This is a genomic window from Acidovorax facilis (assembly GCF_023913775.1).
Taxonomy (GTDB): domain Bacteria; phylum Pseudomonadota; class Gammaproteobacteria; order Burkholderiales; family Burkholderiaceae_C; genus Acidovorax; species Acidovorax facilis.
This window is the reverse complement of sequence record NZ_JAMXAX010000023.1, coordinates 1-17,086: the sequence shown is the minus strand read 5'-3', so window position 1 is coordinate 17,086 and position 17,086 is coordinate 1. Positions and strand designations below refer to the sequence as shown.

Genomic DNA, 17,086 nt, shown 5'->3' with positions numbered 1-17,086 from the left:
ATGGAACCCACCAAAATTTCTTCTCCCCAGGGCACCCAGTCCGCCCATGCCGCTCGGCACCGCTCCACAGCGCAGCCCCCGGACGCGAACGAACCGGGCTCTGGCGGCTTTCTAGCGCTGCTGGCAGCTTTGGGCGATGGGGTGATGGGCGGAGGCGATGGCGCTCCGCTGGATCTGGCGGCCTCCGGTGCCGCTCCTTCCGATGTGGCTTTGACGGACGCTGCAAAGGAGGCCATGGAGGCCTCCGCCATGGCTGCCTGGCAGGGTTTGCTGGTGCCCGGCGCCAATGTGCGGGTTGATGCTGCTGCGGCAGAGCGCGGGCAGGGCGGCAGCATTTTGAGTGCTGGAGCGCAGACCGGAACGGTATTGGGGCTGGACGCGCAGGGTGGTAGCGCCCAAGGGGGGCTGGCGTCCCTGGCGGGAGCCCTTCCCGGAACGGACGGTCTTTCGCAAGGCATCGTGGCTGAAACAGCCAGGCTTGATACTTCGGCAGACATGCAGGAAGGGCTCCCGCCGGTCGGCGGGATGGCGCAGGGCCGGATTTTCTCCCGCCTGCAAAGTGCCTTGGCCCAGAAGACAGATGCAGTGGAAATGTCTACAGGTCGCTCCCTCGGAGGAGGAGCTGCGCAGCAGTTGCCGGGCCATCAAGGCGTGGCCCCGGCTGCGGTGCAGATGGTCAGCGAGCGAATGGTGGGGATGCCAGTTGCTGGCGCATCGGATCGCAGTCCGGGGGGCATGGTGGACCCGGCGGGTGGCGCTGTGGTCGCCTCCGTTGCAGAGGGGTTGCTGTCTCCGGTAGCGTCCGCGCGAGGTGGGGAGGGTGCGGACGCTGGAGGCCGCTCTGGCGAGGGGCGTTCCAGCGCCGGGGCTTGGCTGGATAGCGGCAGCGGTTCTGCGCCGGTGGAGCCGGGCTCCCTGGATGAGGCCACGGTGTTTGCCGACCCCGCACAGGCAGGTGTTGAGGAGCAGGTCGCCGAGCAGGTGGCTTATTGGGTCAACCAGAAAACACAGAATGCGGAACTGACGCTCAACCGCGACGGGCAGCCGGTAGAGGTGTCGGTGTCACTGTCGGGCAATGAGGCCCACGTGACGTTCCGCAGCGACCAGCCGCAAACCCGTGAGCTGCTGGACCGCAGCATGGCGCAATTGAGTGAGCTGTTGCGCAGTGAGGGCCTCGTGCTGTCGGGCATGTCGGTTGGCACATCGGCGGGGCAGCGTGACGATGCGGGTGGGGCTGAGCGGCAGGGCCAGCGCGATGGCGCTCGCCAGGCGAAGGTGGTCGCTGCAGCACCCACTGGCACGGCTTCACTGCTGCGCGGTGGCGCCCCGGATCGCGCAGTAGACGTCTTTGTGTGAGCCCGGCGGGCAGACGGGGCTACCCGCCTGCCGCCCGCTTCACCCCTTGGGTCAGGAAATCGCTCGGGCGGCGTCTTTACGCTGTGGCTGGCGGTACGCGAGTACCGTGTTGCTCCCTACCCCAGAGCACTTCTGATGGGTTGCTTTGCAGTGGTGGCTACTCCTTCATTCCATCAGGTCTTGCCGCTGCAGCGCGACCGAACGCCGTTCCGGTGCTTGCGTGCAGAGTCCATAGCGCAGTGAATGCCATGGTTTTGGGCTTTTATTCTGGCTATTATTGGTTGCAGCCCCGCCCAATAATGGGCCATCCGGTTTTGCTCGCCCATGGATTGCGCGGGCCCGGCCCGTCTCCCACCGCAAGGAATCCGCAACGTGTCAGCCAATACTCCCGCAGCGGCCCCGGCCAAAAGCAAGAAGATGCTCATCATCATCATCGGCGTTGTGGTGGCGGTGCTGGTGATTGGTGGCGGCGCGGCGGCTTGGTTCATTTCCAGCCGCTCCCATGCCGACGAAGAAGATGGGGCTGCACCAGTCCGCAAGGAGGCGCCCAAGGTGGCCCCCACGTTCCTGCCCATGGAGAACATGGTGGTAAACCTGGCAGACCCTGGCGGTGACCGGTTTGCCCAGATTGGTATCACCCTGGAGTTGGAGGATGCCAAGACAGCAGAGCAGGTGAAGCTGTATTTACCCTCCATACGCAGCGGCATCCTGATGCTGGTTTCCCAGCGGACTTCCACTGAACTGCTGCAGCGGGAAGGCAAGGAAAAGCTGGCTGCAGACATCCTGCGGGAAGTCTCCCGCCCCCTGGGTTACACGGTTCCGACGGAGCGTGCACGCGCTGCGGCGGCCGACAAGGAAGAGGATGCGGAGGACCGGCCTTCGCGTCGGCGCACAGAGCGCAACCCGGTGCACCGTGTGCTTTTTTCCAGCTTCATCATCCAATGACCCGGGCGAGGACCAGTCATGAGTGATTCATTTCTTTCCCAGGAAGAAGTTGATGCCCTTCTCGAAGGGGTTACTGGTGAGAGCCAGAAGTCGGTCGAGGAGGTTGCGGAGGCGGGCTCCGTACGCAACTACGATATTTCCAGCCAGGAGCGCATCGTCCGCGGGCGTATGCCGACGATGGAAATCGTCAACGAGCGGTTTGCACGCAACTTCCGCATCGGGCTCTTCAATTTCATCCGCCGCAGTCCTGAAATCTCGGTGGGCACAGTATCCGTGCAGCGTTACAGCGCCTTTCTGCGCGAGCTGGCGGTACCCACGAACTTCAACATTGTGGCCATCCGTCCGCTGCGCGGCAGCGGACTGATCGTGTGCGAGCCCTCGCTGGTTTTCGGCATCATCGACACGCTGTACGGCGGCGTAGGCAAGTTCCAGACACGGATTGAAGGTCGGGATTTTTCGCCCACGGAGCAACGGGTCATCAACCGCCTGGTGGACGTGATCTGTGCTGAATACAAAAAGGCCTGGCAGGGCATTTACCCGCTGGAGCTGGAGTACCAGCGGTCTGAGATGCAGCCGCAGTTTGCCAACATTGCCACCCCCAGCGAAATCGTCGTATCCACGGCGTTTCAGCTGGAAATCGGGGACCTTTCGGGCGCCATCCACATCTGCATGCCCTACGCGACGCTGGAGCCGATCCGTGACGTGTTGTATTCGTCCACCCAGGGCGACTCCATTGAAGTGGATCGCCGCTGGGTCCGCGTGCTGACCCGGGAAATCCAGGCAGCCGAAGTGACCCTGGTGGCCGAATTGGCACGCGCCGACGCCACCGTGGAGCAGTTGCTGGCCATGAAGCCTGGCGATTTCATCGAGCTGGACCGAGAACCCCGCATTCGCGCATCGATTGGTGGGGTCCCCATTTTTGAGTGCCAGTACGGAACGCACAATTCCAAGTACGCCATTCGTATCGAAGAATGCCTGCGCAATGCCGACATGAGCTGGCTGGGAGAAAAAGATGTCAACTGAAGAAGATAACAAGGATGCTGGCGCGGACGACCCGTTTGCGGGTTGGGCCGAGGCGCTTGAAGAACAAAAGCGCACCGACGACAAGCCTGGCGACGGGGAGCAAGGTGGCCCGTTGTCTGGTGAGCCTGTACGCCCTTTCTCCGGTGGTGGCGATGGCACGGTCAACGACATCAACATGGTGCTGGACATACCCGTCCAGTTATCGGTGGAGCTTGGGCGCACCAAGGTACCCATCAAGTACATCCTTCAGCTCGCGCAAGGCTCGGTCGTGGAGCTCGATGCCCTCGCGGGTGAGCCGATGGACGTTCTGGTCAATGGCTATCTCATTGCCCAGGGCGAGGTGGTGGTTGTGAATGACAAGTTTGGTATTCGCCTCACGGACGTGGTGACGCCTTCCGAGCGTTTGCGGCGGGTCAGTCGTGGATAGTGGCAGCATGACCCAGACGCTGCTCGTGGTCGTCCTTTTTGTGGGCGCCATGGCCTTACTGCCCTGGCTTGTCCGCCGGTTGCAGCAGCGGCAGGCGGCGGGTAGCGCTGGAGTGGGAGCCGCGTCGCGGGTACTGTCTGCAGTGGCTGTCGGCCCCCATCAGCGCGTGGTGACGGTGGAAGTCGGGCCCGAGCATGCGCGAACCTGGCTGGTGCTGGGCGTTACCGCTCAGCAAGTGAGCTGTCTGCATGTGTTCCCTGCTGGTCCGTCAGCCGCCCCCCATTCGGCACCCAGAGCGGAGCCTTCTTTCGCGCAGGCAGTCGCGTCCGCCGTGAATGCCCCAGGAAGCACCGCCAATGGCTGATGTATCGCTCACCCGTCGCGTGGCGCTGCTGGGAGCGGTCGCTTCTGTGGGGTTCATGGGGCATGACCTGGCCTTCGCGCAGGCGTCTGCCGGGTCCCTGCCGCTGGTGGTGGGGAGCGGTCCGTCTGGCAACAGTTACTCGGTGCCTATTCAGACACTGTTGTTCTTCACGGCGCTGTCCTTCTTGCCCGCGGTGCTGCTCATGATGACGGGCTTTACCCGGATCGTGATTGTTTTGTCGCTGTTGCGCCAGGCGCTGGGCACCCAGTCCGCGCCGCCCAACCAGGTCATCATCGGGCTGTCGCTGTTTCTCACTTTTTTTGTCATGGGGCCTACCCTGGATCGTGTGTACCAGGATGCCTATGTGCCTTACACCAACAACACCATCAGTTTTGAACAGGCTCTGGAAAAGGCCGAAGCGCCGATGCGCAGTTTCATGCTCAAGCAGACCCGGCAGTCTGACTTTGCCCTGTTTTCCCGCTTGGCGCGGCTGGATTCCAGTGTGACCGCAGAAACTGCACCCCTCAGGGTGCTCGTGCCTGCATTTGTCACCAGTGAGCTGAAGTCGGCGTTTCAGATCGGGTTCATGATCTTCATTCCGTTTCTGGTGATCGACATGGTGGTGTCGAGCATCCTCATGTCTTTGGGCATGATGATGTTGTCTCCGGTGCTGGTGGCATTGCCGTTCAAGCTCATGCTGTTTGTGTTGGCGGATGGCTGGAACCTGCTGATCGGCTCGCTGGCTGCCAGTTTTGTACCCTGAAGGAGCTGCCAATGACTTCACAAATGGTGCTGACCATCGGGCGTGACGCGCTGACATTGCTTCTGATGATTTCGATGCCCGTGCTCGGGGTCGTCATGGCGGTGGGATTGCTCGTGAGCATCTTTCAGGCCGTAACCCAGATCCAAGAAGCGACGCTTGCGTTTGTTCCCAAGCTGATTGCCGCGATGGTGGTTTTTGCCATTGCAGGCCCCTGGATGCTCAGCACCCTGGTGGACTTTATCCGCCGGACCATCGAATCGATTCCTTCGATGATTGGCTAGCCAGGTGAGAGGGCGAGCTATGGGTTTTTTCCTGAAGCCGGGTCCTCCAGACGCCCGCTTCGAAGCCCGTTGAGGATCGTGTGATCACTTTCACCGAGGCTCAGCTGATGGCTTGGCTTTCGCCCATTCTGTGGCCCTTTTTGCGCGTGCTGGCCGTGTTCTCGGTCGCGCCGGTGTTCTCCATGCGCACAGTTCCCATGCGCGTCAAAATTGGACTGGCGTTTCTGGTGGCACTGTGCGCGCAGGGTGTGCTGGGTGATCAGCCGGTCATCAGCGTCAATGGTCGTGAGGCGTTTGGTGCTGTTGCTCAGCAGGTGGCCGTGGGCCTTGCGATCGGTTTCTCTGTCAGGCTGGTGTTTGCGGCCGTGGAACTGGCGGGTGAAATCATCGGTTTGCAGATGGGCTTGAATTTCGCGTCGTTCTTTGACCCGTCGTCCAATGCGCAGATCAGCGCCGTTGCGCGGTTTTTTGGGCATATGGCCATGCTGCTGTTTGTGGTCATCAATGGCCACTTGCTGATCCTGATGGCCGTGGTGAAAAGCTTTGACCGCTTTCCTGTCGATGGAAATTTTTTGCAGGCGCTCGGGCAGATGCGCCTTTATGAACTGGGCTCGTCGCTGTTCGCCAGCGCGCTCTGGATCGCTCTGCCGATGATTGCGCTGTTGCTGTTTGTCAATTTGACGCTGGGCATCATTTCCCGCGTGGCACCACAAATGAATATCTATGCGGTCGGTTTCCCCGTGACGTTGACTGTAGGCATGCTGGGTATTGTGGCCACACTGCCGCTACTGGAACAACCCGTGCTCGCGCTCATGCAGCAGGCGGTCGATCTGTTTGCTGCTCAGCGGTAGACATACGTGGCACTGGGGACAGGTTCAGACCAGCTGGTTTCGGATGGCGTAGACGGTAAGCTCCGCATTGTTGGACAGCTTGAGCTTTTCCAGCACCCGCGAGCGGTAGACACTCACTGTCTTTGGGCTCAGCATCAGCTCTTCTGCAATGTCCGACAGCCTGCGTCCGGACGCGATTTTGACCAGCGTTTGCAGCTCCCGCTCCGACAAGGTCGTGTGTGGCGCTTCCGGCGTAGGCTGTGCCAGGCTGTCCGCGAGCATCTGCGCCACTTCTGCCGTGAGGTACTTGCGTCCCTGCATGACGGTCCGCACGGCAGCAATCAGCTCGACCGGGTCCCCTGCCTTGTTGGCATATCCTTGCGCGCCAGCTTTCAGGCAGCGCAGGGCGTACTGATCTTCTGGATACATCGAGACCACCAGCACCTTGATGGCGGAATGGGTTTCGCGCAAGCTGGTGAGCACCTCCAAGCCGCTGCGGCCCGGCATATTCAAGTCCAGCAGCAATACGTCGCAGGCGGCGGAGCGCAAGACCTCGCGCAACTCGGAATACCCTCCGGCCTCGCCGGTTACCTGGATGTCGGGCGCCTCGGCCAGCGTATCGCGTATTCCGCGCCGCAAGACGGCGTGGTCATCGCACAGGACCACATGAATCACTGCGCATCTCCTGGAGCTGGTGGTGTTGGGTGCGATGTTAGCGGTATGGACAGGATCACGGACGTGCCTTGGCCGGGCCGACTGCTGATGTCCAGCCATCCCCCCACGGTACGGGCACGCTCATGCAGGCCTTTGAGCCCAAAGGCTTTTGGTTTTTCGAGCATGCAGGGGTCAATGCCTTGCCCATCGTCAGTCACTTCCAATGTCAGGACATCCTCTTTGTCGGAGAGGTCAATGTGCACTGTGCGGGGATGTGCGTGTTTGGAGATGTTGGTCAGCGCCTCCTGCGCTGTGCGATAGGCAACCAGCTGAATATCTGCGGTGGCCCGGATAGATTCGCTGCTGCTGATAACCCGGGCGGGAATGCCCGAGCGACGCTCAAATCCGGCGGCAAGCCATTGCACCGCTGCCACCAGTCCCTGTTCAAGAATCGGGGGGCGCAGGTTCATCATGATGCGTTGGCTTGCTCCAATGGCATGCTGCAGCATCTCTGCCGCTGAGGCTGCATGCTCTTGCATCTCCGTATTGGTGCTATGGCGTCCGATCCATGCCACATCGAACCTGACGGCGGTCAGTGCGCCGCCGATATCGTCATGGATCTCGCGGGCAATGGACGCACGTTCCTGCTCGATCGAGGTTTGCAGATGTTCCGTCAGGTCAGCCAGTCGGCGCTCCGAGGCTTCCAGTTGCGAGACAGCCAGTTCGCGTGCCTGACGGGCTTCATGAACCTCCAGGGCGCGTGCAATGACATGCGGCAGCCGCTGAAGGTCGTCTTTAAGCAGGTAATCGGCAATGCCCAGGCGGATCGCATCTACAGCTGCTGCCTCGCCGATGGCTCCCGACAGAAGGATAAAGGGGGGGTGTTGCGGCTTTTGCACCACATGTGCCCACGCGTCCAATGCCGTGAAGCCGGGCAGCCGGTAATCTGCCAAGATGATGTCGAACGGCTGGATATCTGTGAGCCGCTGGAATTCGGAGAGCGAATCCACCCGATGGAGGTGGCAGTGGAGACCGGAGCGCCGCAGGGTCAATGCGGTCAACTCATGATCTGCCAGTGAATCTTCAAGATGCAGGATGTTGAGGGTCTGGTCTGATGCTATGGTGACCATAGGAGCGCTATCATAGGATACAAATTGGAACAAACAAGGGTGTTTGTCCGATTGGGATGGTTTCAGCGTCAGCGTCCAATGGGCGCTGACACCACGGTGCACACGGGCTTGGGGCCACTGTGCGGGTGTCGTAGTTCTGTGTTTTTGCGTGCTTTGCTGCTGCGTGCCGCGATGGAGAAACGATGCAATCTACGCTAACAACGTCTGGAGGACCTGCTGTCCAGGTTCCCGTCATGGTGGCGGCAGAACTGCAGGATTCGTTGCTGGTCGTTATGCATGACCTGCATCGCCTGGAAGGACTGCTCAACCATGCTACCGATAACCTGCTGGAACGCTTTGGGGAGGCAAACGCGGTGCTGACGGATGCTGCCGTTGCAGATTCCCCGGAGCTGGTAGCTGCCCGCGCTGCGCTGCGCAGTGCAGTGACTGAGTTGCAGTTCCAGGATATGGCGTCCCAGCTGATATGGCACACGACCAAGGTGCTTCAAGGATGCGCGTTTCGTTTGGCTTCCGAAGCCATGGGCAATGAAGATGGCGAAGAAGCGGCGCCCTTTGCGGAGATGGCGCCCGACCGGCCTAACCCTGTCACGCAGAGCGAGATGGATGCCGGTTCGGTGGACCTGTTCTGATCTTTACATCACTGGTTAACCTATATATTTAAGTCAGTTGGAGCCTTACATGCAATCGATCCTTGCCGTAGATGATTCACCGTCCATGCGGAAAATGGTGTCGTTCACTCTGACGGGTGCCGGCTATCACGTCGTGGAGGCGGTGGATGGGCAGGATGCCCTGGAAAAGGCCGAGAGCCACAATATTGATCTTGTGCTCGCTGACCAGAACATGCCCCGGCTTGACGGGATCGGGCTCACTCGGAAACTGCGTGAGAACCCTAAGTTCAAGACCATTCCCATTCTGATCCTCACCACCGAGTCCAGTGATCAGATGAAGCAGGCGGGACGTACTGCTGGCGCGACCGGCTGGTTGGTCAAGCCCTTCGATCCCAATCGCCTGATTGAAGTTATCCAGAAAGTGATCCGCTGAGTCGGGTTGTCCGGGATCACCAAGTACACAGGAGCCCATGATGGCGGAAACTTACCAAGAAGGATCGGGTGCAGGTGCTGACTTCGACCTGAGCCAGTTCTATCAGATCTTTTTCGAGGAAGCGGGCGAAAACCTGGACCAGATGGAGCAGATGCTTCTGGATCTGGATTTGAGTAGCGCCAATGACGAAGAACTCAATGGCATCTTCCGGTGCGCCCATTCCATCAAGGGTGGTTCAGCCACTTTTGGATTCTCGGATGTTGCGGAGTTGACCCACCAGATGGAGTCTCTCCTGGACCGCTTGCGCCGCCACGAGCTCCAGCCGATTCCGCAGATGGTGGATGTGCTTCTCGAATCCGCCGACGCCTCACGGAGCCTGCTGGCCCGCCACCAAGCAGGTGGGCAGGGCGAAGCTGTTTCCACCACCTCACTGGTGCGTCGCATTAGTGAACTTGCTGCAGGGTTGGTCCCCGGGGATGCCCCTGCTGTCACTCCGCCCCCGCCGCCGGCCGCACCTGCTCCAACTCCAGCTCCAGCTCCAGCTCCACAGGCTGCAGCACCAGCGCCGGCACCGAAGGTAGTGACACCGGCGGTGGCCGGACAGGCGCGGACCCTGGAGATTCAGATTGGTCCCTTGGATCGACTGGAGCAGGCGGATGCCATCAAGGAGCTTTTTCGGGATATCCCGGGCCTCGGGGCGATCCGTGACATAGAAAGTCCACAGGCCAATACGCGGAGTTTCGCGGTGGAAACCACCTCCACCAACGACGATCTGCTCGACCTGTTTGCCTTTCATGTGGCCAAGCAACAGGTGCTGATCCGTGACGCTGCGGCGCCAGCGTCGGGCGTTGCCGCTGACGAGGATGAAGAAACGGTCCTTGCTGCTGGCGCCGCTGGGGGTGAGGCCTACGGTTTCTTCAGCGAAGCGCCTGGTGCCCCACGTGCGGATGCACCTCACGCAGCGCAGGCCCCAGCCCAAGCTGTGAAGGTTGCTGCACCCCCCAAGGCCAGCGAGCCCAAGGTTGCCATGCAGGCGCAGATGGAGTCCACGACCATTCGGGTCGATGTGAAAAAGGTCGACCAGCTCATCAATCTGGTGGGCGAACTGGTGATCACCCAGGCGATGCTGGCGCAAAACAGCCGGGGCCTGGATGCTGGTGCGTACCAGCAGTTGCTGGCAGGGCTGGCTGACCTGGATCGCAATACCCGCGATCTTCAGGAGTCGGTCATGTCGATCCGCATGATTCCGATGTCCATTGTCTTCAGCCGTTTCCCCCGCATGCTCCGGGACCTGGCCAACAAGCTGGGCAAGAAGGTGGAACTGGTGACGCTGGGCGAAGCCACCGAACTGGACAAGGGGCTGGTGGAAAAGATCACCGATCCGCTGACTCACTTGGTGCGCAACAGTTGCGACCACGGTATTGAGATGCCCGCAGACCGATTGGCCAAAGGCAAATCCGAGCATGGGACCATTACGTTGTCTGCCTCTCACCAAGGCGGCTCGATCGTGATTGAGGTACGCGACGATGGCCGTGGGCTCTCGCGCGAAAAGATTCTCAGCAAGGCCCAAGAGCGTGGCATTGAAGTGTCCGAGCAGATGAGCGACGCGGAGGTCTGGCAATTGATCTTCGCGCCCGGCTTCTCCACGGCTGACGAGGTGACGGATGTGTCCGGGCGTGGAGTGGGAATGGATGTGGTCAAGCGCAACATCGCTGCACTCAATGGTTCGGTCGAAATCGATTCCGCTGAAGGCTACGGGATGAAGGTTTCTGTGCGCCTGCCGCTGACGCTGGCCATCATGGATGGCATGTCCGTGGGCGTGAGTGATGAGGTCTACATTCTTCCGCTGTCTTCGGTGGTGGAGTCCTTCCAGGTCAATGCAGACGATGTGAGCACCGTGGCCCAAGGTTCGCAACTGGTGAAAGTGCGCGATGAGTACATGCCGGTGATTGCGCTGGAGAAAATTTTCCAGGTGCCGCGTTTCGATCCCAACAAGTCCAGCAACATCATGGTGGTGGTCGAGGCGGATGGCAGCCGTGTGGCGCTGTTGGTTGATGAGTTGCTGGGCCAACACCAGGTGGTGGTCAAGAACCTGGAGTCGAACTACCGCAAGGTTCCCAACGTATCGGGGGCCACTATCTTGGGTGACGGCACGGTCGCACTCATTCTGGACACAGGCGGTTTGGTGCGCAGGGCGCGCCACTAGATTCAAGCGGCCGTTCCCAGGGGCGCGGCGCTGTCACGAAAGGAGAAGCACCATGAGTGTGATGGGTAAAACAGCAGAGGCGGTGCCAACGGGCACCCGTGAATATCTGACTTTCCGTCTCGACCAGGAAGAGTACGGTATCGACATCCTGAAGGTGCAGGAGATACGTGGCTATGAGCCACCTACACGGATTGCGAACGCCCCCAACTTCATCAAGGGTGTCGTCAATTTGCGCGGCACCATCGTGCCCATCGTTGACATGCGGCTCAAGTTCAACTGCGCGCAGGCCGACTACAACAGTTTCACGGTGGTCATCATTCTGAACCTTCGCAACCGGGTGGTCGGAATCGTGGTGGACTCCGTCAGTGATGTGATGGAGCTGACACCTGAGAGCATCCGTTCGGCGCCTGATATCGAAAGCGCCATCGACAACAGCTGCATCCTGGGGCTGGGGTCGGTGGGGGAGCGGATGCTGATTTTGCTGGACATCGAGAAACTCATGTCCGGCGTAGACATGGGGCTGGTGACTGCCAACGAGTAGTACTTATCCGTCACCAACGTGGTGGACCCGGCACCTGTCAGATTCCAGGTGTGGCTTGCAGATCTCTAGGAGCGAACAGGATTTCCCGTCGGACGATCAATATGGCCCAACCCACCAGTGCTTCTTCAACAGCCCGGCCTCCCGTTGGCAGGGCGGATCCAGCGTTTGCCGCTGCTGCAGCGCCGTCGGGGCCGCTGGCTCAGGGGCGTGAATTCGTCTGGACCAATGCAGATTTTGCGCGGGTGCAGGCCTTGATCTATCAAAGGGCCGGGATCAGCTTGCACGATGGCAAGCACGCCATGGTGTATAGCCGCCTTTCACGCCGCTTGCGGGACACGGGCCATAGCAGCTTTCACGACTATCTGGGATGGCTGGAGACGCACGACGGGCCGGAGTGGCAGGAGTTCATCAATGCCCTGACCACCAACCTCACTGCGTTCTTCCGCGAGCAGCACCACTTTGAGATTTTTGCTTCGCACCTGCGGAGCAAGCCGTCTGCCAGCTGGAAGGTTTGGTGCAACGCGGCATCCACCGGAGAAGAGCCTTATTCCATTGTCATGACCGCATTCGAGGCGCTGGAAGCCAACGCTTCTTTCAAGCTGACTGCCAGTGACATTGATTCCCGCGTGCTGGCGACGGCGGCGCAAGGGGTGTACCGCCTTGACAGTCTCAAGGGGCTGAGCCCGGAGCGCCTGCAAAAGTTTTTTCTGCGGGGAAAGGGTGGCAACCTGGGGATGGTGCGGGCCAAGCCGGAGTTGCGCCGCGCGATTGACTTTATGAGCGTGAACCTCATCCGGGACGACTGGCCGTTCAAAGAGCCCTTCGATGTGGTTTTTTGCCGCAATGTGATGATCTACTTTGACGCCGCCACGCAGCGACGCGTGCTGGAAAGGATTCACCGGGTCCTGAAACCCGGGGGCATGCTGTTTGTGGGGCATGCCGAAAACTTTAGCGAGTCCAGAGACCTGTTTACGCTGCGTGGCAAGACCGTGTACGAGCGTCGCTGACCTGCCATGTTGCCTCGCACCTAGCCCATGACCAATATTCCATCAGGATCCTCTCTTTCTCCGGCCGCCGCCTCTTCTGGCGCGTCCGAGCGGCGCCGTGCCCCTCGCATTGCGCCGTTGAGTGCGGACATCTACTCTGCGGGGGCAGGTCCTGCAAGGGAATCATCGCTGCAAGATCTCAAAGCGCGCAGCCGCAAGCCTGGGGAAGCATCCTTTTTCTACCTGGACCATCATTTCCAGCACAACGCTGTGAAGGTGCTTCCTGGTGAGTATTTCGTCGGCGACGAGAACATGATCATCATGACCGTGTTGGGGTCGTGTATTGCCGCCTGCTTGTGGGACAGCCGCGCGCATGTGGGAGGGATGAACCATTTCATGCTGCCCGATGGTGACGTGGCGGATGCGTCGGGCCGCTATGGTTCGTACGCGATGGAATTGCTGATCAACGAGATGCTCAAGCTGGGCGCCCGGCGCGAGACCATGCAGGCCAAGATATTTGGCGGTGCGCAGGTCATGCACAACTTCACGACCATGAACGTCGGTGAGCGCAACACCAATTTTGTTTTGAACTACCTGCACACGGAGCGGATTCCCATCGTCTCCGAGGATGTATTGGATATTTATCCGCGCAAGGTGGTTTTTTTCCCCATCACGGGGAAGGCCATGGTCAAGCGATTGGCACACGCACATCCCGAAACCCTGGTGGCCCAGGAAGTGCGTGGCAATGCAGCTACTGTGGCAAAGACTACCTCGGGCGGTTCTGTCGATCTGTTTTGAGGAAGGCGTGAGTTAATGAGCAGGAAAATCCGGGTGATCGTGGTGGACGATTCGGCGCTGGTCCGTAGTCTGCTGTCCGAGATCATCAACCGGCAGCGGGACATGGAGTGCATTGGCACGGCCAATGATCCCTTGGTGGCACGCGAGATGATCCGCGAGCTCAATCCTGATGTCATCACACTCGATGTTGAGATGCCCCGGATGGATGGCATCGATTTTCTGGGGCGTCTGATGCGCTTGCGCCCGATGCCAGTGGTGATGATTTCTACGCTGACGGAGCGGGGTGCCGAGGTGACCATGAAGGCGCTCGAACTGGGTGCCGTCGATTTTGTGGCCAAGCCCCGGGTGGGGCTGGCCAGCGGCCTCAATGATCTCGCTGCGCAGATCGTGGACAAGATCCGTGTGGCTGCGGTCGCCCAGGTCCGCCGTGCACCCGTGCGTGACGCTGCGCCAGCAGGGGGCGGCGCCGGGGCTGCTGTTGCGCCCCCAGCCTCGGCTCTCCTCGGCCGTCTATCCACCGAAAAGCTGATCTGTATTGGTGCTTCCACGGGGGGGACGGAAGCTATCAAGGAGGTGCTGGTGCAAATGCCGGCGGATTCCCCCGCGATTGTCATTACCCAGCACATGCCTCCAGGGTTCACCACCAGCTTTGCTGCCCGCTTGAATGGTTTGTGCCAGATTACGGTCAAAGAAGCGGTCAATGGCGAGCGCATCTTGCCTGGCCATGCCTACATCGCGCCGGGTGGCACCCAGTTCCATGTAGCACGCAGTGGTGCCAACTATGTGGCGGTGGTGGATGATGGTCCGCCCGTGAATCGTCACAAGCCCTCGGTGGAAGTGCTGTTCAAATCTGCCGCCGCAGTGGTTGGACGCAATGCCTTCGGCATCATGCTCACTGGAATGGGTAACGATGGAGCGGCTGCGATGCGCGAAATGAAGGACGCCGGCAGCTACAACTATGTGCAGGATGAGGCGACCTGTATTGTCTTTGGCATGCCGCGTGAGGCCATCGCCCATGGCGCTGCTGATGAGGTTCTGCCGCTGGGGCAGATCGCGCCTGCGCTAATCACCCGTCTGCGCGGCGCTACTGATCGGCTGCACCACCGCATCTGATGGAATAACGCGGCCCTTGAGCGCTGCAGGCTGGATGGTTTCCTGCGGGCCGCGCTATGTTCCCCGACCGGCTAACGCTATGCGGACAGGGCTGTCCAGCGCTCCAGTGCGGCCATCAACTCGTCTTCGATCGCGCCCGCCCTCGCGGTCATGACTGCTGCCCGCGCCGGATCGGTGCTGTAGAGGGTCCCATCTGCCAGTGCCTCTTGGAGCGTCTGCTGTTCGGATTCCAGGCTGGCGATCTGCGCCGGGAGCTGATCCAGTTCGCGCTGCTCCTTGTAGCTAAGCTTCTTTTTTGATAGCTGTTCGGGCTTGCTGGATAAGCGCTGATCGGCATTTTGGCTCAAACTTTCCGCATCAACCTTTTTGGTGGCGGGTGCTGAAGCGTTGAGAGCCCTGCTGCGCTTGGATTGCAGCAGCCAGTCCTGCACGCCGCCTTCGTACTCTCGCCACAGTCCATCGCCTTCAAATGCGATGGTGCTGGTGACGACGTTGTCGAGAAATGTCCGGTCGTGGCCGACGAGGAAGACCGTACCTTCGTAGTTCTCCAGCAGCTCTTCTAGGAGATCCAGCGTGTCGATGTCCAGATCGTTGGTGGGCTCATCCAGCACCAGGACGTTGGCAGGACGGGCGAACAGCCTCGCCAACAGCAAGCGGTTACGTTCCCCTCCCGATAGCGAGCGAACCGGAGAGTGCGCGCGGGCCGGAGAGAACAGGAAATCGCTCAGATAGCTTTTCACGTGTTTGCGCTGGTTGCCAATCTCGATCCATTCGCTGCCCGGGCTGATGAAGTCTTCCAACGTGGCATCCAGATTGACCGCGTGGCGCATCTGGTCGAAATACGCAACTTGCAGGTTGGCTCCCTGGCGGATGGTGCCTTCGTCAGGCGTGAGCTCGCCAAGGATCATCTTGAGGAGCGTGGTCTTGCCTGCTCCGTTGGGGCCAATCAGTCCCACCTTGTCGCCGCGCAGGATGGTCCCCGTGAAGTTGCGAACAATCGTTTTGTCACCGAACGATTTGCCCACCCCGGTCAGCTCAGCGACGATCTTGCCCTGGTAGCCATTGGAACCACCGGTTGCCACATCCATGCGAACGCTGCCGACCACCTCGCGACGTGCTTCGCGGCGCGCACGCAAATGCTCCAGGCGGCTGATGCGGCTCTGGCTGCGGGTGCGGCGTGCTTCGACGCCACGGCGTATCCAGACCTCTTCCTGCGCCAAAAGCTTGTCGGCTTTGGCTGAGATGACAGCCTCCTGCGCCAGCTGCTCTTCTTTCTGTATCTGGTATTGCGCGAAGTTTCCGGGGTAAGACCGGAGCTGGCCTCGGTCGAGTTCCACAATGCGCGTGGCGACCCGGTCCAGGAACGATCGATCATGGGTGATGGTGACAACGCTGCCGGGAAAGTCGAGGAGAAGGTCCTCCAGCCATTCAATCGAATCAAGATCCAGATGGTTGGTCGGCTCATCCAGCAACAGTACGTCTGGGCGTGCCACCAAGGCTTGTGCCAAGGCCACGCGTTTTTTGGTTCCGCCCGACAGCGTGCCGACCACCGCGTCCGGATCAAGGTGCAGCCTCTGCAGGGTTTCCTCCACCCGCTGCTCCCAGTTCCAAGCGTCGTACGCTTCAATCTCCGACTGCAATGCATCCAGATCCAGTCCTTCCGCGCCCGACAGGTACTGGTCGCGGATCGCGATGACCCGCTGCAATCCTTCGGATGCCGACTTGAAGATGGTGGCGGTAGCGTCCAGGGAAGGTTCCTGGGCCACAAATGCAATCCGCACTCCTTGCTGTACCTGAAGCGAGCCGTCGTCTGGTTTTGCAAGGCCTCCAAGAATTTTGAGAAGCGAAGATTTGCCCGCGCCATTGCGGCCGATCAGGCCGACACGTTCCGCAGTCTCCAGAGAAAAGCCAGCGTGGTCCAGCAATGCAACATGCCCAAATGCGAGTTGGGCGTCCAGTAAGGTGATAAGTGCCATATGAGCAAGATTATCGGGGCGGGGCCGTATAAGCCCGTTGGGGATCTTCGGCGCCGCCTCGCTGGGCTCGTCTCTTCACATGGCTAGTGCTGTGCATGTGACATGCATTTGCAGCACTGTGTGTGCCCCTGTTGCTCTGGCCGCGTTCCGGTAGAACCCAAACATCTCATGAGTCGGACGCTCTTGCCGTCTAGAGGTTGCAGCGGGAGCACTTGCCTCGTGGTCTTGCGAATTTTCGTCCCCATCTCTTTCCAGTGCCTCTAAATTAGTGCTATAGTCGAAGGCTTCGCTACTTAGGCGGTTCTGCAGAAATGTGGTGACGCTGAAGATGTGGTGGTGATGGGGTTTAGGTCCTGTTGCTGCTGATGTCGAGAAGGTGGATGAAGAAATTTTGGTTTTGGGTTGTAGGTGGTGTAAAAACCGGTATATAATTCAAGGCTTCGCTGAGTAGAGCAGGGTGTCGCAAGATGCTGGGTTTAAAAAGTGATGAAAACAAAAAAGTTTTCAAAAGATTGACAGTTCTTCAAAAACTGTGCTAGAATTCAAGGCTCAGCTGATCGCAGCTAAGTCGGGAAAGCAAAGAAAACTTCGGTTGGATTTGCGATCCGGTTCATTAAAAATATACAGCCGATAAGCGTGGGCGTTTGATGGC

Annotated in this window: 18 protein-coding genes; 15 read left to right on the top strand and 3 right to left on the bottom strand. The window is 59.9% G+C overall.

All coding sequences use genetic code 11. The features are described 5' to 3' along the window. From NFX52_RS09680 to fliR, 8 genes are all read left to right on the top strand, one after another. On the top strand, positions 1-1,356 hold the full coding sequence (locus tag NFX52_RS09680; RefSeq protein WP_238385600.1) for a flagellar hook-length control protein FliK: 1,356 nt from the start codon (positions 1-3) through the stop codon (positions 1,354-1,356). A gap of 372 nt (positions 1,357-1,728) precedes the next feature. Further along, positions 1,729-2,301: a flagellar basal body-associated FliL family protein gene (locus NFX52_RS09675; protein ID WP_055398282.1), complete on the top strand. Its 573-nt coding sequence runs from the start codon at positions 1,729-1,731 to the stop codon at positions 2,299-2,301. Positions 2,302-2,319: 18 nt separating this feature from the next. Next, positions 2,320-3,324 (top strand): flagellar motor switch protein FliM, encoded by a 1,005-nt coding sequence (fliM, locus tag NFX52_RS09670; protein ID WP_010466026.1) that lies wholly within the window; start codon positions 2,320-2,322, stop codon positions 3,322-3,324. After that, positions 3,314-3,751, top strand: coding sequence for a flagellar motor switch protein FliN (gene fliN, locus NFX52_RS09665; protein ID WP_055398281.1), 438 nt, complete (start codon positions 3,314-3,316; stop codon positions 3,749-3,751). Before fliM ends, fliN begins: the two co-directional genes overlap by 11 nt. Positions 3,752-3,758: 7 nt before the next feature. Further along, entirely contained in the window at positions 3,759-4,115 is a 357-nt protein-coding gene (locus NFX52_RS09660) for a FliO/MopB family protein (RefSeq protein ID WP_055398280.1), read from the top strand. 55 nt (positions 4,116-4,170) lie between these two features. Then, the gene (gene fliP, locus NFX52_RS09655; RefSeq protein WP_121422887.1) at positions 4,171-4,878 is read left to right on the top strand and encodes a flagellar type III secretion system pore protein FliP; all 708 of its coding nucleotides are present in this window, start codon (positions 4,171-4,173) and stop codon (positions 4,876-4,878) included. A gap of 11 nt (positions 4,879-4,889) precedes the next feature. Then, the gene (gene fliQ, locus NFX52_RS09650) at positions 4,890-5,159 is read left to right on the top strand and encodes a flagellar biosynthesis protein FliQ (protein WP_055398278.1); all 270 of its coding nucleotides are present in this window, start codon (positions 4,890-4,892) and stop codon (positions 5,157-5,159) included. A gap of 80 nt (positions 5,160-5,239) precedes the next feature. After that, a complete protein-coding gene (gene fliR / locus NFX52_RS09645) occupies positions 5,240-6,010 on the top strand; it encodes a flagellar biosynthetic protein FliR (RefSeq protein WP_055398277.1) in 771 nt (256 codons plus the stop codon). 24 nt (positions 6,011-6,034) lie between these two features. Here the strand turns inward: fliR and NFX52_RS09640 are convergent, their stop codons facing one another. Both NFX52_RS09640 and NFX52_RS09635 read right to left on the bottom strand, forming a co-directional pair. After that, the gene (locus NFX52_RS09640; RefSeq protein WP_055398276.1) at positions 6,035-6,664 is read right to left on the bottom strand and encodes a response regulator; all 630 of its coding nucleotides are present in this window, start codon (positions 6,662-6,664) and stop codon (positions 6,035-6,037) included. Then, entirely contained in the window at positions 6,661-7,773 is a 1,113-nt protein-coding gene (locus NFX52_RS09635; RefSeq protein ID WP_055398275.1) for a hybrid sensor histidine kinase/response regulator, read from the bottom strand. Before NFX52_RS09635 ends, NFX52_RS09640 begins: the two co-directional genes overlap by 4 nt. Positions 7,774-7,955: 182 nt before the next feature. Here NFX52_RS09635 and NFX52_RS09630 point away from each other — a divergent pair, with 182 nt between their 5' ends. The 7 genes from NFX52_RS09630 to NFX52_RS09600 all read left to right on the top strand — a co-directional run bounded on the left by NFX52_RS09630 (position 7,956) and on the right by NFX52_RS09600 (position 14,458). Further along, on the top strand, positions 7,956-8,402 hold the full coding sequence (locus NFX52_RS09630; protein WP_010466010.1) for a hypothetical protein: 447 nt from the start codon (positions 7,956-7,958) through the stop codon (positions 8,400-8,402). Between the two features lie 49 nt (positions 8,403-8,451). Then, the gene (locus NFX52_RS09625; RefSeq protein WP_010466008.1) at positions 8,452-8,814 is read left to right on the top strand and encodes a response regulator; all 363 of its coding nucleotides are present in this window, start codon (positions 8,452-8,454) and stop codon (positions 8,812-8,814) included. A 40-nt stretch (positions 8,815-8,854) separates the two neighbouring features. Then, the gene (locus NFX52_RS09620; protein ID WP_055398354.1) at positions 8,855-11,020 is read left to right on the top strand and encodes a chemotaxis protein CheW; all 2,166 of its coding nucleotides are present in this window, start codon (positions 8,855-8,857) and stop codon (positions 11,018-11,020) included. A 52-nt stretch (positions 11,021-11,072) separates the two neighbouring features. Further along, complete coding sequence (locus NFX52_RS09615; protein ID WP_010466005.1) at positions 11,073-11,561, top strand: chemotaxis protein CheW; 489 nt, start codon at positions 11,073-11,075, stop codon at positions 11,559-11,561. Between the two features lie 101 nt (positions 11,562-11,662). Then, positions 11,663-12,568, top strand: a complete 906-nt coding sequence (locus tag NFX52_RS09610) for a CheR family methyltransferase (RefSeq protein WP_055398274.1) — start codon at positions 11,663-11,665, stop codon at positions 12,566-12,568. A gap of 27 nt (positions 12,569-12,595) precedes the next feature. After that, positions 12,596-13,345 (top strand): chemoreceptor glutamine deamidase CheD, encoded by a 750-nt coding sequence (gene cheD, locus NFX52_RS09605; RefSeq protein WP_055398273.1) that lies wholly within the window; start codon positions 12,596-12,598, stop codon positions 13,343-13,345. A gap of 15 nt (positions 13,346-13,360) precedes the next feature. Further along, on the top strand, positions 13,361-14,458 hold the full coding sequence (locus NFX52_RS09600) for a protein-glutamate methylesterase/protein-glutamine glutaminase (protein WP_055398272.1): 1,098 nt from the start codon (positions 13,361-13,363) through the stop codon (positions 14,456-14,458). Between the two features lie 77 nt (positions 14,459-14,535). On the opposite strand, the gene NFX52_RS09595 is transcribed toward NFX52_RS09600, so the two are convergent. Further along, positions 14,536-16,434, bottom strand: a complete 1,899-nt coding sequence (locus NFX52_RS09595) for an ATP-binding cassette domain-containing protein (protein WP_252635617.1) — start codon at positions 16,432-16,434, stop codon at positions 14,536-14,538. Positions 16,435-17,086 lie beyond the last annotated feature (652 nt).

What these genes read in the sequence shown, in the direction of transcription:
- NFX52_RS09680 (WP_238385600.1), top strand. Translation starts at nt 1, where the DNA reads ATGGAACCCACCAAAATTTCTTCTCCCCAGGGCACCCAGTCCGCCCAT.
- NFX52_RS09630 (WP_010466010.1), top strand. Translation starts at nt 7,956, where the DNA reads ATGCAATCTACGCTAACAACGTCTGGAGGACCTGCTGTCCAGGTTCCC.
- NFX52_RS09595 (WP_252635617.1), bottom strand. Translation starts at nt 16,434, where the DNA reads ATGGCACTTATCACCTTACTGGACGCCCAACTCGCATTTGGGCATGTT.
- NFX52_RS09610 (WP_055398274.1), top strand. Translation starts at nt 11,663, where the DNA reads ATGGCCCAACCCACCAGTGCTTCTTCAACAGCCCGGCCTCCCGTTGGC.
- NFX52_RS09620 (WP_055398354.1), top strand. Translation starts at nt 8,855, where the DNA reads ATGGCGGAAACTTACCAAGAAGGATCGGGTGCAGGTGCTGACTTCGAC.
- NFX52_RS09600 (WP_055398272.1), top strand. Translation starts at nt 13,361, where the DNA reads ATGAGCAGGAAAATCCGGGTGATCGTGGTGGACGATTCGGCGCTGGTC.
- NFX52_RS09615 (WP_010466005.1), top strand. Translation starts at nt 11,073, where the DNA reads ATGAGTGTGATGGGTAAAACAGCAGAGGCGGTGCCAACGGGCACCCGT.
- NFX52_RS09635 (WP_055398275.1), bottom strand. Translation starts at nt 7,773, where the DNA reads ATGGTCACCATAGCATCAGACCAGACCCTCAACATCCTGCATCTTGAA.
- NFX52_RS09625 (WP_010466008.1), top strand. Translation starts at nt 8,452, where the DNA reads ATGCAATCGATCCTTGCCGTAGATGATTCACCGTCCATGCGGAAAATG.
- cheD (WP_055398273.1), top strand. Translation starts at nt 12,596, where the DNA reads ATGACCAATATTCCATCAGGATCCTCTCTTTCTCCGGCCGCCGCCTCT.
- NFX52_RS09660 (WP_055398280.1), top strand. Translation starts at nt 3,759, where the DNA reads ATGACCCAGACGCTGCTCGTGGTCGTCCTTTTTGTGGGCGCCATGGCC.
- fliP (WP_121422887.1), top strand. Translation starts at nt 4,171, where the DNA reads ATGGGGCATGACCTGGCCTTCGCGCAGGCGTCTGCCGGGTCCCTGCCG.
- fliQ (WP_055398278.1), top strand. Translation starts at nt 4,890, where the DNA reads ATGACTTCACAAATGGTGCTGACCATCGGGCGTGACGCGCTGACATTG.
- fliN (WP_055398281.1), top strand. Translation starts at nt 3,314, where the DNA reads ATGTCAACTGAAGAAGATAACAAGGATGCTGGCGCGGACGACCCGTTT.
- fliM (WP_010466026.1), top strand. Translation starts at nt 2,320, where the DNA reads ATGAGTGATTCATTTCTTTCCCAGGAAGAAGTTGATGCCCTTCTCGAA.